Source organism: Fibrobacter sp. UWB11, assembly GCF_900143015.1.
Lineage (GTDB): Bacteria > Fibrobacterota > Fibrobacteria > Fibrobacterales > Fibrobacteraceae > Fibrobacter.
This window is the reverse complement of the sequence record NZ_FSRT01000001.1, coordinates 85,310-97,692: the sequence shown is the minus strand read 5'-3', so window position 1 is coordinate 97,692 and position 12,383 is coordinate 85,310. Positions and strand designations below refer to the sequence as shown.

Genomic DNA, 12,383 nt, shown 5'->3' with positions numbered 1-12,383 from the left:
ACATCACTCTCTTTTGACTATCGTTGTAACCACTAGCGTATCGGCTTTGCTGTACGGAGTCTTGTATATCAATTTCCAAGTGAAAGAGCTATCCTTCAAAGACAATACGTCCATCGCATAAAAATGAGATTCTGGAAGTGCTGGCATATTCGTGTATTTAGGATTTCCGCAATAAGTTGGATAATTGCCGCAATAACACGTATAGTGCGGAAACGAATGCATACGCATCACAGGACATGAAATAGAAACAGAATGTATTACAGACTCCGTCTTGATATTCGTGCTTAAGGAATCTTTGCGTTCGATTTTTTCTTTTGACTTTGCAGATTTTTTGGAGTCTTTTTTCTTTCCCGGTTCATAAAAAGTCACGCCTCTAGGCAAATCAATGGCAGTCAACTCATAAGGAGACGAAAACTTTTTTGAATGAGAACAAGGGAAAGCTTCCTTTACCGAGGCAAATTGTTTTTTAAAATAAGCGGTGTCAAATTTTGCATATACAGGACGAGGGATATAACTCGTTTTCTTAAACAGACCAAAATTTAAATTTATGTAGGCCGTATCTTGATACGTATTTGTGTCCGGTTTATATTTCCGCGAAAGTGGATAACCTTTAAATTTATCATCGGGACACAGTTCTGCATGGCACTGAAATTCATTCCCTTTTATCTTGCAGTTAGAAGCACGCCATACTGAAATTTCGCCCTTGTGATCTTTAATGCGATAATACACCAAAGCATTTTCAGGAATACGATTGCTATAGTACAGAAAGAAAAGTGTTCCTGCAATCAAAATAAGCAAAATAGGTATAGCAATTTTCAAAACGAGCTTAAACTTCATATGGCATAACATACAAAAGTCAAACAGCATGCGCAAGAGGCGTCGCAAATTCGCACACAGTTTTGCAAAAAATTGCAGCACTTGTTTTTCTCAAATTTTAATTGTATATTACGTTTAGCACCAGAAAAGGTGATGTTATTAGATCGCAGTCCGCGCAAGCGGGGCGGTCTTTATTTTTTAAGGGAGCAAAAACATGAACAGAATCAAACTTATCGGCATCAACACAGCAGGGGCAAAACGCTTGTGGTATGGGCCAGAAACGAAAATCGGTGTTTTCGCGTCGAGAGATTTTGACGCAGATGATTATCGACTGGAGCAATGGGCCACAGAAATGGGACGATATCATCAATGTCTTGTGGGCACGTTCCATTCGGATGCGGAGCGTCGCATTTTAGATATCGCGCTTGCGAACGGAGCGTTTGCGGTCTGGATTCGCGGGTGCAGCCTCCCCCGCATTTATCGTGGCGCTGTTGAAAAAGCGATGGAAAACGACCACTTGCTTACGCTTTCGTGCTTCCACAGAAAGCACCACACAGAAGCGACTGCGCGTTATTGCGTGCAATTGGTGTCCATGTGCACGAAAAAGCACACGTTCTTTATGAACGAAAACGATTCGCTGTTGGAGCCTGCTTATCGTAAAGTAGCATGGCATCGCAACACGCAGCTTTTTTACGGAGACCGATAGTCAAGCGTTCCCAGCGGCAAAAAAAATCCGCACGCGTTTTAAAAATATATCTTTAAAATATGATTACACTTCTCCAAAAATCTGTTTTCGCTCTTGCCATTTGCGGAGCAACTCTTTGCAGTTTTGCGGCAGACGCAAAGCCATACGTCAAGGCAGACGCGCTCCCGAACGCACTCAACTTCTACCCAGCACCGCCCGAAACAACGTCCGTCCAGTTCATGTACGACATCTCGCAATACATGTGGGGCAAAGCGATGCGAGCGGATTCCGCACGTGCCGCCCTGGCCGTGGCACAGGCGGTAGAAACGATCGAGGACATGGCCAAGATGTTCAGCGAACCTTTTGGCATGGAAATTTCGGCAAAGAAGACGCCCGCCATCATGAACATGCTCGAACGCGGAATCCGGACGCTTAAGCAGGTGGGGAGCCTGCCCAAGAGGCATTACATGAGGCGCCGCCCCTATGACCGCTTCAACGAATCGACTCTTGTCCCTGCCGAAGAAGAGCGGCTGAGAACGAATGGCTCCTACCCGTCGGGACATACCGTTCGCGCCTGGTCAATGGCGTTGCTCTTGATCGAGGTGAACCCCGCTGCACAAGATGCGTTGTTGAAGTACGCTTATGAATGGGGACAAAGCCGCGTGATTGCTGGATTCCACTGGCAAAGCGATGTTGATGCCTCCAAGGTTCTTGTTTCAGGAGCGTTTGCAAGTTTGCACAACGACGAGACTTTCCTTGCCGATATGAAAAAGGCACGAGCCGAATTCAAGAAGTTATCTGCAAAGAAGAAGTAATTTTAAACTTTTTAACTTTTAGTCATAAAAGGGAGATGCCCGCTCAAGGCGGGCATGACAGAGGGACGTAACGTTTAACTCTACCGAGTTTTTATTCTTTTCTACGATAAACGTTCGCGAGGATTGCGCCGGAGATATTGTGCCATACAGAGAATATGGCACCGGGGACTGTAGCCATGGCAAGGCCCGAGAACGCAGTCGCCGCAAGGCTTGTGGCAAGCCCTGAATTCTGCATGCCGATTTCAATGGAGAGCGCTTTTGTCTTGGGCGTCGAGAATTTCAGCAATTTTCCAAGGCCAAAGCCGCAGCCGTAACCGAGCAGGTTGTGCAAAATCACCACCGCGAACACGATAAAACCGGTCGAAAGAATCTTCGCAGCGTTATGCGAAACGACGGCCGCAACAATCATCGCGATGGCAACCACGGAAACGAGCGGCAAAACTTTAATCGCCCGCGCCGTCCATTTGCCAAAGAATTTGTTGATAACAAACCCTAACGCAATCGGCACGATGACGACCTTCACGATGGAAAGGAACATTGCCATCACATCGACGTTCACCGTCGTGCGGAGCAGTAAATAGGTAATTGCCGGAGTCAGCACGGGAGCGAGCAGCGTATTCACGCTTGTCATACCCACAGAGAGTGCCACGTCGCCTTTTGAAAGGTAAGTGATAACGTTACTCGAAGTGCCTCCCGGGCACGTGCCTACGAGAACCACACCCGCCATCAGCGCTGCATCAAGGCCAAAAATCTTGGAAAGTAGAAACGCGAGCACCGGCATCACGATAAACTGCGCCGCACATCCAATCGTAATTTCTTTGGGTCGCATAAACACCAGAGCAAAGTCGCTCAACTTGAGTGTAAGCCCCATGCCAAACATCACAACCATCAGCAGGTAATTCACCCACGAGAGCTCAATCCATAATGTCGATTTCGGAATGAACAGCGAAAGAGCCGCAATCACAAGCACAACAACGGCCATCCACTTACCCACAAATTCACTGATTTTTTCAAGAAAGCGCATCGCTACACCTATTTTTGAACCCTGTACCCGTACTTCCGCAATTTTTCGACATACTGCGGGTCACTCAGGCGGGCCTTGGATTCCGCCATGTACTTGTCATTGTCCTTGTTCTGGAATCCGAGCTTAATGCGCAAAGCGTTGATTCCACAGGCAATGGCAACCAGAGCACTCGCCGCTCCCGCGACAACGACCTTCATGGAGTAATATCCACCGTTATACTGAAAATAAGTCAGCACGCCGCAAACAAGGGCTATAGCCAAGAGAATAAGGGCTCCCTTCACATAGATTTTAGCATTGTTGCTGCGCGGATCGAAACCGTCTATCGCTACTTCGCGGAATCGCCTGTCCAGGTATTCGCTACGGCAGGCCTTGCACTCGCGAATCGGACTGCCGTACATCCAAGTGTTGCAGGATTCACGATTCTTTGTTTTACATTCAGGACATACCCATTCAGTGTAACTTACTTGCACAACTATCTCCTTTTTTAAAAAAGATAGTTCTTTTTATAAAAGAAAAGATCCTCGCCTACGCGAGGATGACTAATTAAAATGTTCGAGGCAAACTCGGGCCGGGGCGACAGTCAGAAACCTGCTCTATGCGCATTTCCCTTGCACAGCGCACATTTCCTTTGCTTTGCGCGCAGTTCACCGATACATTTACTTTACCGGAACAATCCTTCCGTAGTAAGCACCACGAGCAGCCTTTTCACTATTGACCTTGCAACCCTTGAGGTTGTAATTACGTTCCATCTTGAATTGTCCCACACGCAAGTCCAAGCTTTTCAAAGCATCCGTAGAATCCTTTTTCTCTTCAGCGCCCTTGACAAACGTAATCTTGTAAAGTTCACAATCTTCGAATGCGTCAATGGTATCGCCTTCTTTATACGTAGCGCCATTGTATTCACCCGCGGGTTCTGTTTTTTCCTTGACATTCTTTGGCTTGGGTTTCCAAATCTTGAAGTTTCCCGTCAAATGGAGCATAGCCAGGTAATGCACCAAACCGTCATAGTAACGTTCGTTGCCTACGATGGGCTTTGCATCCCATGCCTTCTGCAATACCTTCTTGACCAAATCCTTATATTCGGGTACGTCGAGCAAGGCGTAAGTCGCCACGGCATTTGCACCAGCCTGCCCAATCGTGAATGCACCTGTCGGATCAGAGCCGTCCCATTCAAAATGGCCATGTCTGTAATCATCCTTTTCAAAGAAATCTGTAATGAGCTTCGCAATTTTCGTTTGACGTTCTGCATCCGCACCGAACAAATAGTAATCCATGCCATAATTCATGGGGCAGCGAATGGCATCGAACGAATATCGCTTCGAATTATTGCCAAACGCATAATGCGGCGTTCCGTCAAAGTTGCTGTAATCGGTGCACAATCCCGATTTAGAGTTTGCGGAATTGTAAATGTGGTCTCGCGTAGCCTTTGTTGCCTTCAGCCACTTATCCTTATTGGTATCAGACCAACGGCTAAACAAATCAACGAATGCCGGCAAACTGTAAGAAGCATCGCCCCAAGTGTTGTTGCCATCAGTTGGCTGGAACGTAGCAATATAGGACTGTTCGCTATACAAAGAATTGCCATTGCCTTTCCAACAAGCTTTCAAAATTGTTTGCGCGTCCTTCATGTAGTCAGCATTGTCCCAACGGTTTGCAGCAAACAAAAGCGACATCATAAAATAGATTTCGCCATCGGGCGCATTTCCCTGATCACGTGTAGAACCATCACGATTCGCTTGCCAAGAGAAATAGCCGTTGCCACCTCTGGCGGGATCGTGCCACAAATGACTTTTGGCCCAATTCCAAAGTTTTTTGAATTCATCTTTATGGTTTGTCTGCACCGCAATCATCATACCGTACGACATACCTTCGGAACGAATATCGTTGTTGTTGATATCGACGATGTAGCCACCGTCGCGGTCTTCGTAATAAACTGTTTTATCCGCTTGTCCCCCGAAGTAGTGATTCCACAATTGGTCCAACTTCTTTTGTATATCTTCATCGGTTTTGCCTAGGACCGTCTTGAAAGGGCTTGTGTAATCGCCTGTGTAATAAGCGCCCTTGTAATTGGTCTCATCGCAATCCGGGCCATAATAGGCTCCATCCTTGTCGAAGAATTGGGTTGGGGTGTTGGCATTCGCTGCATACACGAATGCACTTAGACCGAAAACGGTCATGAACGAAATGATCTTTGAACTCCTCATAGTACTCCTCTTTGTTATAAACAAAGATATAGGCAACTAATCCCAATTGGTTCTATGCAAAGTTTTTTTTGTTGTATTGTTTTAAACGCCAAAATTTGTCAAAAAAATGCATTTTTTTGACGTTTTAAATCTCAATCGTTTCTTCGTCGCTTTCAATAAACGCCTTGAGGCGCTCTATGGAACGGTCAAAATCGTATTTGATAGAACATTCCCAAACAGTCGCCACGCGATAGCCCTGTAACGAAAGTTCCCAATTCGTCTTGATATCACGAACGATATTGTTGTCAAATTTTGCATTCCAAAATTCAGGATTGCTCTTAGGGCGGCTCGTAAATTTGCAACCATGCTGGTGCCAAAAGCACCCGTTTACAAACACAACCACACCATATTTTAGAATAAACAAATCTGGCGAACCCGGCAAATCATGCCGATGCAATTTGTAGCGAAAACCAGCCTTGAAAAGTGCGCGGCGTACCAAAATTTCCGGCTTTGTATCTTCGGAATGAACCGCCTGCATCATCTGCGAGCGGTTCATAGGGGTACGTTTTTGGCGACATCGTTTCATTGAGCCAACGCGAGCAAAACCACCAACTGGCAGATTATGGTTCTCGACCGAGAACGGCTTTAGCAAGCTGGTCGGCGCAAGATGTAGGCTTGCCACCGCATGTATTACCGAGCAATTTAGCAGCAATGTCTTCGGCGGTCATGCCTTCGCAAAGCTTTGCAATCGCCTTGAGGTTTCCATTGCAACCGCCCGTAAAACGGATATTGCGGATTTTATCGCCATCGCGCGTAAATTGAATCGTCGTGGCACACGTGCCTTTAGTATTGAAAATTTCTTCCATCCGAGAACCTGCTTGACAAGCGTTAAACATACCATGAATATAGATTATTTACACTTTTCACAAAAGAACTGATATCATTATTTCATAAAAACGAGTATATTAATAAAGTGAACAGTATACTTCAATTAATATCAAAACACAGAAGTGCCATAATGGGCTTTGCCATATTATGGATTATGCTGTTTCATTTGCGAGTCCCCACAGATTTAACAGTCATTGATTTTATCAGGTCCGTGGGTTATGGCGGCGTGGACATTTTTTTATTTTTATCCGGTTTCGGTCTATACTATTCCCTATCTAGAAAAAATTTTGATTTAAAGAAATATTACAAGAGCAGGTTTTTCCGTATTCTTCCAGAATTTTGGGTTGTGATTGGCGTTGTCTTTTTGGCGCAAATGGATTTTAGCACTAGGGCCATTTACCAATTGATATGCAAGGCAACGACACTGGGCTATTGGATTGGGTATCGTGACGAATCGTGGTTTATTTCTTGCATAGTGTTCCTATACGCAATATTCCCTGTTTACTTCAAGCTATTCAAAAAATACGGGTTCAAAGCATCGTTCTATTTTATCGGAGCAGGATTTTCTTTAATGTTAATCTACGCCTTAACTTGTATTCTTTGCTACAACAACAAGAACTACGGGGGATTCATTATATTGACTTACGCAAGAATCCCGATATTTTTCATAGGCGCTATTTTTGGTCACTGGGCAAAGGACGGATGTAATATAAGACTCACTAAAAAATTAAAAACTATAGGATTGGCCGCAACATTCATCGCAACAATTATTTTATTTATATTTCAGACCTATTTTTTCTACGCATTGCAAACTTGTTCCCTCGCCTACCTCCCCTACATTATCATAACGCCTGTTTTTTGCATTCTCCTTGCAAAATTTTTCGACAAATTCAAAACTATTGATAAAATATTTACGGTCTTTGGGCTAATGTCATTAGAATTGTATTTGTGCCACATATTTATATACAAATTATTTTTTAATTTTATAGACTTTCTCGACAAGGATTCTTCGAATATTCTCACCATGCTCATTTCATTTTTTGCAGCATACTTACTGTACATTGTCAATAAAAAAGTCTTGTCAAGAAGAACCAACATCAGAATCAGGCCTTGACGCTATTCGAGGTTGCACGAAGTCCGTGTTGCAAAACCGCTTTTATTACATTTTAAAACATGAATCTAAAGAAATTTTTCAAGCTATACATCACAGTTGCAATTTCTGTCTTTGCAACTGCCTGCACAACGTCTGCACCAGAGGACAACTGCAAAGAAGTATCTTACGACAATATACAGTGTTATAAATATTCACACGATGAGTGCGGAAATATCATTTGTGCACAAGATGCGTTTAACCAAGCAGACTATTTCACTTCTATCCTTAAAGCCGTTCAAGAATCCGGCAAATACACCACACGTGATTCCGTTGCCGCGTACTTGTGCAAGTTCGACAAGCTGCCAAGCAATTACGTGGGCAAAAACGAGGGTCAAAAACTTTACGAATCGAAAACAGGCAAGACTTTCGAAAAGTGGAATTTCAACCCGTGGACAACCATCGGTGTGATGATTGGTGGCGACAAATTCAGCAATTACGCTTCAAACGCAAGCAACTATCATGCGACCTTGCCAGAAGGCTCTTATCACGAAGCCGATGTTGAATACTCCGCCAAAAATCGCGGCACCAAGCGTCTCGTCTATCAAAGCGACTGTATTATTTACTATACCGCAGATCATTACGAAACTTTTAGCAAGCTAGAAATTCAGTAAATTTTTACGACGAACCCTACCCCATATTCGAGGAGGTCTTATGAAATTCAAAAAATTTTTGTGCAGCACGGCATTCGCGATTTCAGCGACTTCTGCGCTTGCTGCTCAAAACGTCATCGAAATTGACGACACCCATCCCGGTATCGTCATAAACAAGCAGAACATGATGGGCGCAGATCTTGCCATCTGGAACCCGCCCTCCCGCTATTACGACATGACCCCAGCCCTCGTCGATGGCGGCTACACGATTTTCCGTTTCCCGAACGGGAGCTTGAGCAATGACTACCATTGGAACGGTGCCGGCAAATACGACAGCACTGGTCTTTGGACGCCAAGCGAAGAAAGCTGGGCTCCGGGATTTTTAGGAGAAACAATTTACCGTGGCACTACCAAGGACAACTACGGATTCATTCGTCGCAGCCACCTTGCCGACAACAACATGGAAACCATGTGGTGGGGAGAAATCCTCGACCCGAAAGATCCGCCTTGGATTGTCATCGAGTTCCCTGAAAAGAAAGACCTCGATTCCATCGTCATCGACTGGGGCAATCTCCGCCCGAAATCTTTTGATTTCTCGTACTGGACCGAAGACTATGCCGATTATCCGGGCGTTCATCAGCATGCAGAAAACAAGTTGAAGAGATGGGGCACCGTCAAGGTTACGGGTAACCAAACCAAGTACAAATTTCCAACAACGCGAGCACGTTACGTTGCCGTAAAGTTCAAGACAACCGACTTGCCGTCTAAGGGCGTGCAAATTCGTGAAATGAAGCTCTACAGCGGTTCTGACGATTTACTCGCCGGGAATGATTACAAGTTCTTTGCCATGTCCACCCGCAACGGCGATAAGCCGCGCACCGACTGGACTAATATCAAGTGGCATTTCGAAGAATTCATGACCTACATCAACCAGCTTCCGAAATTGGTGAACGGTCAAAAAGCACAAGCTGTGATTTGCGTTAACGCAGGCACAGGCACGTCCAAAGAAGCAGCCGCTTGGGTCAAGTACGCAAATAAAGTCAAAAAATACAACATCAAGCAATGGCAAATCGGTAACGAACTTGACGGCGAATGGGAAGAATCCGGTCCACTTTCGGCAAGGCAATATGCAGCCCGCTTTATCGAATACGCTCGTGCCATGAAGGCTGTTGATCCAAGTATCATCTTGCATGGTCCGCTATTCAGCACACATAAAATGTTACAGAAAGGCGCAGGCCTCAACGATGGCAAATACTGGATGGCGGAATTCTTACGCATCGTTGGCGATGCTGAAAAAGCCGATGGCAAACGCTATCTCGATGTTGTCGACTTGCACACTTATCCGTACTGGGCCCCCGAAAACTTGAACGCAAAGGACATGCTCAAGGCGAGCCTTGATGTCGCATGGAACGCTGACACACTCAACGCCTGGATGAACCGCTACCTCGAAGGTAAGCGTCGCGTGTTTCTCTCGGAATTCAGCACCTCCGTACAGGGTTCTCAAATTTGGATGGACTACCCGCAAGCTGCCGGCATAGCAAACATTTTCGCACAGTACGCCGTCCGCTTTGGCGACCGCTTCCAAGCGCTCCCGTGGGACGCCTTCGGCAACGTATTTGAAGGTCCTGACCACACATGGGGTACCATCAGCATGACCGCACTTTTGAAAGAAGGTTCATGGAACCGCTGGGCAAGCCTTGAGCCAACCGCAGAATATTTCGGTGTCTACATGGCATTCAAACGATTCCTCGAAAACGGCTACGCAGTGGTTCCTGTCAAGAGCACTACCGCAGATGTCGTTCCTTACGCCATTTGCAAAGGCAATAACTGCAACACACTCCTTATAAATTTGACCGACAGCAAGCAAGTCGTGCAAATCAATCGCAAGAGCGATAAGAAAAAAACAAACGGCGTACGCACCGAAATTGACGTATTCGGCGAAGATCAATTCAAGTGGATTGGCGATCAAAGAAACGCATACCCATATCCGAAAATGGGCCCGAGCGGTCGCCGTCTCGAAGGCAAAAACACCGACATCGAAATTCCTCCGTTCGGAACAGTTGTCGTCCGCATGAACCCGCCTGCACAGGCAAACAACGCCCCCGAAGTGCTCGCCATAGCGCTCGAAAAGAAGGTCATGACCGCAGGCGATACGCTCGACCTCTTCGTGACTGCTGTACAAGATGGCGGGGAACTCGCAGGAGCCGACATTCAAATTGACAAATGGGAAAAGAAACCGCTCACAATTCATGCTACGCCGGACGATGGCAAGTGGAATTCTTCTATCGAAAGTTTCCATGTCAAAATTCCTGTCACAGATAAAGTTATCAAGGAAGCTCAAGAACTCAAGATTACGCTTATCGGCAAGAACAAAAAGAAAGCAACCTTCAAAGTTCCGTTCCGCGTCCGCGGCGCTTACCGCACCACAAGCGTAATGCAGAACTTCGATAACGGTTTAGACAACGTATCGTGGTTCCCGGTCGTCAATGGCGACAACGCCACATCCATGGATGCAAAAATCATCAACGGCAATCCGCCACTCGGTGGTTATATCCGTCACGATTTTATCGTGGAGCAGCCTCCTGAGCTTGGCTGGCCGAACTACTCCGGTGCATACTATGCCATTCCGGAAGAAGTCAAAAAATCTGTCGGCATCGTTTTCGATTATGCAACAACACACAACAATCCACAAGGCTATATCGAACTGCAAATCATGTCAAGCCAAGTCGAAGACTATGATGAATTCATGATCCGTCTCAAGAACACGCATGGCAACTGGACTCGCGACACACTCATCTGGGAAAACATGCAACAAGAAGGTTGGGGCAAGACAATCCCGCAGCTCGACCCGACTAAAATCAAGAACTTCGCATTCCGCGCCCGCCATAGCGGCAAAGGATTCATCAGCCTCGACAACATCTACTTGCTCGGCGAGGATGGTAAGGAAGTTCCTATGCCCAGAGGGCTCCGCAGACTCAGGTAAATATCTGTATTTCGAGACGTGAATGGTGATGCCGGCACAAGGCAGGCATGACAAAAAAAACGCCATCCTTGCAATAAGCAGGGACGGTGCTTTTCATATTATGGATCCTATCGCCTTCGGCTCCAGGATGACTAATTACGCGAGTTCGTTCACGTGGTCGAGCACGAGCTTCTGCGCGACACCATTGTACAAGACCGCGTCATAGTTTTCACCGTTCTTGCCCACGCGAGATTCCGTCACAATACCATTCTGCGAGCCCGTTTCTGTCGGCACAAAGAAAATCTTTCCAAGCGCATTCTTCTTTTCTTCGAGATAATTCTGCGACACAAACCAATCGCGAATCGTCTTGAAGTAAATCTTTTCGACGTTGGAATCTTGCGGGAGCAAATCATTCAAGCGCCTTGCAATTTCGCTTACCGGCACCGGAGCTTCATCTGCTGGATAATTCTTGATTTGTTCATCTGTAACATGGAACTTTTCTTTGCCAACGCGACCCGTTTCACCAAGTTCAGCACTTTCCCTGCGCTTTGCCAAACGTTCATTTGCCTGAGCAACACATTTGTCAATATTATTTAAAATAAACTTCTGTGCATCCACATTACATTTCGTGTAAATCGAATGATGTCCACGAATATCGGCTTCCACCTTTGCAAATCCTAGTTCTTCGCCATGCGGAGTCGGCAAATTCAAATCTTTACCCTTATCGCCTTCTTGTTTCAAAAGGATGCCCTCTTTCGAAAGCACTTCGGCAACATCCGCATAAACAAGCGGCATCATTCCGCTCTCCTGCGGAATTAAGAAATTCAAGCGACGAACAATGCCCGAAACAGATACCGGTTCTTCCGAGACTTCAAACTTAGACAACATTTCAGGAGTAAAGACAAGTTCTTTATCAGCCGCATCACGAACCATGCGCGGTTTCAAGATTTTCGGCGGTTTCGGAGCCTTAGCCTTTTCTTGACGTTCCATAACAGGCATCACTTTTTGCTTTAAATAATCGGCCACATAAGTCAGGCACTTGCTAATACGGTCCTGTCGGCATGCGTCCCCTTCTGGCAAGGATTCCTCAGTCAGAGGATTCACTCCGCAAGAAAGCTTTCTCAGATACATTTCAGCTCTTTCAAGAATTTTAATTTCGGCTGGCATTATTCAATCCCTTTTTAAACTTTTACAAGCAAAGAACAATATAACATCTTTTGCATACAAAAAAAGCCGGCGCAGTAAATACCGCACCAGCTTTACACCA

General features: G+C 45.8%; 12 protein-coding genes. 5 read left to right on the top strand and 7 right to left on the bottom strand.

Features of this window, described 5'->3' with window-relative positions; all coding sequences use genetic code 11:
- Positions 1 to 3: 3 nt before the first annotated feature.
- On the bottom strand, positions 4 to 837 hold the full coding sequence (locus BUQ91_RS00540) for a hypothetical protein (RefSeq protein ID WP_254842187.1): 834 nt from the start codon (positions 835 to 837) through the stop codon (positions 4 to 6).
- Between the two features lie 193 nt (positions 838 to 1,030).
- Between BUQ91_RS00540 and BUQ91_RS00535 the strand changes: the two genes are divergently transcribed.
- Positions 1,031 to 1,522, top strand: coding sequence for a hypothetical protein (locus BUQ91_RS00535; RefSeq protein WP_074207754.1), 492 nt, complete (start codon positions 1,031 to 1,033; stop codon positions 1,520 to 1,522).
- Positions 1,523 to 1,581: 59 nt separating this feature from the next.
- Positions 1,582 to 2,316 (top strand): acid phosphatase, encoded by a 735-nt coding sequence (locus BUQ91_RS00530; protein WP_074207753.1) that lies wholly within the window; start codon positions 1,582 to 1,584, stop codon positions 2,314 to 2,316.
- 91 nt (positions 2,317 to 2,407) lie between these two features.
- Here the strand turns inward: BUQ91_RS00530 and BUQ91_RS00525 are convergent, their stop codons facing one another.
- From BUQ91_RS00525 to BUQ91_RS00505, 5 genes are all read right to left on the bottom strand, one after another.
- Positions 2,408 to 3,340, bottom strand: coding sequence for a bile acid:sodium symporter family protein (locus BUQ91_RS00525; protein WP_074207752.1), 933 nt, complete (start codon positions 3,338 to 3,340; stop codon positions 2,408 to 2,410).
- Between the two features lie 8 nt (positions 3,341 to 3,348).
- Positions 3,349 to 3,810: a hypothetical protein gene (locus BUQ91_RS00520; RefSeq protein ID WP_139299659.1), complete on the bottom strand. Its 462-nt coding sequence runs from the start codon at positions 3,808 to 3,810 to the stop codon at positions 3,349 to 3,351.
- A 186-nt stretch (positions 3,811 to 3,996) separates the two neighbouring features.
- Positions 3,997 to 5,544, bottom strand: coding sequence for a glycosyl hydrolase family 8 (locus BUQ91_RS00515; protein ID WP_074207750.1), 1,548 nt, complete (start codon positions 5,542 to 5,544; stop codon positions 3,997 to 3,999).
- Positions 5,545 to 5,668: 124 nt separating this feature from the next.
- Positions 5,669 to 6,109 carry a very short patch repair endonuclease gene (locus tag BUQ91_RS00510; protein WP_074207749.1) on the bottom strand — a complete coding sequence of 147 codons (441 nt, stop codon included), beginning with the start codon at positions 6,107 to 6,109 and terminating at the stop codon, positions 5,669 to 5,671.
- Positions 6,110 to 6,143: 34 nt separating this feature from the next.
- On the bottom strand, positions 6,144 to 6,389 hold the full coding sequence (locus BUQ91_RS00505; RefSeq protein ID WP_072830277.1) for a TIGR03905 family TSCPD domain-containing protein: 246 nt from the start codon (positions 6,387 to 6,389) through the stop codon (positions 6,144 to 6,146).
- A 107-nt stretch (positions 6,390 to 6,496) separates the two neighbouring features.
- Here BUQ91_RS00505 and BUQ91_RS00500 point away from each other — a divergent pair, with 107 nt between their 5' ends.
- Genes BUQ91_RS00500 through BUQ91_RS00490 form a run of 3 tightly spaced genes read left to right on the top strand, consistent with a single transcriptional unit; the run spans position 6,497 to position 11,137 of the window.
- Complete coding sequence (locus tag BUQ91_RS00500) at positions 6,497 to 7,525, top strand: acyltransferase family protein (protein ID WP_254842186.1); 1,029 nt, start codon at positions 6,497 to 6,499, stop codon at positions 7,523 to 7,525.
- 59 nt (positions 7,526 to 7,584) lie between these two features.
- On the top strand, positions 7,585 to 8,175 hold the full coding sequence (locus BUQ91_RS00495) for a ribonuclease domain-containing protein (protein ID WP_074207747.1): 591 nt from the start codon (positions 7,585 to 7,587) through the stop codon (positions 8,173 to 8,175).
- A gap of 40 nt (positions 8,176 to 8,215) precedes the next feature.
- Positions 8,216 to 11,137, top strand: a complete 2,922-nt coding sequence (locus tag BUQ91_RS00490; RefSeq protein ID WP_074207746.1) for a glycoside hydrolase family 44 protein — start codon at positions 8,216 to 8,218, stop codon at positions 11,135 to 11,137.
- Positions 11,138 to 11,272: 135 nt separating this feature from the next.
- Here BUQ91_RS00490 and BUQ91_RS00485 read toward each other — a convergent pair whose 3' ends face one another.
- Positions 11,273 to 12,247 carry a hypothetical protein gene (locus BUQ91_RS00485; RefSeq protein ID WP_254842185.1) on the bottom strand — a complete coding sequence of 325 codons (975 nt, stop codon included), beginning with the start codon at positions 12,245 to 12,247 and terminating at the stop codon, positions 11,273 to 11,275.
- Positions 12,248 to 12,383 lie beyond the last annotated feature (136 nt).

Coding starts and splice junctions, on each gene's coding strand:
- BUQ91_RS00490 (WP_074207746.1), top strand. CDS start 8,216: ATGAAATTCAAAAAATTTTTGTGCAGCACGGCATTCGCGATTTCAGCG.
- BUQ91_RS00495 (WP_074207747.1), top strand. CDS start 7,585: ATGAATCTAAAGAAATTTTTCAAGCTATACATCACAGTTGCAATTTCT.
- BUQ91_RS00530 (WP_074207753.1), top strand. CDS start 1,582: ATGATTACACTTCTCCAAAAATCTGTTTTCGCTCTTGCCATTTGCGGA.
- BUQ91_RS00540 (WP_254842187.1), bottom strand. CDS start 837: ATGAAGTTTAAGCTCGTTTTGAAAATTGCTATACCTATTTTGCTTATT.
- BUQ91_RS00535 (WP_074207754.1), top strand. CDS start 1,031: ATGAACAGAATCAAACTTATCGGCATCAACACAGCAGGGGCAAAACGC.
- BUQ91_RS00515 (WP_074207750.1), bottom strand. CDS start 5,544: ATGAGGAGTTCAAAGATCATTTCGTTCATGACCGTTTTCGGTCTAAGT.
- BUQ91_RS00510 (WP_074207749.1), bottom strand. CDS start 6,109: ATGAAACGATGTCGCCAAAAACGTACCCCTATGAACCGCTCGCAGATG.
- BUQ91_RS00505 (WP_072830277.1), bottom strand. CDS start 6,389: ATGGAAGAAATTTTCAATACTAAAGGCACGTGTGCCACGACGATTCAA.
- BUQ91_RS00525 (WP_074207752.1), bottom strand. CDS start 3,340: ATGCGCTTTCTTGAAAAAATCAGTGAATTTGTGGGTAAGTGGATGGCC.
- BUQ91_RS00485 (WP_254842185.1), bottom strand. CDS start 12,247: ATGTATCTGAGAAAGCTTTCTTGCGGAGTGAATCCTCTGACTGAGGAA.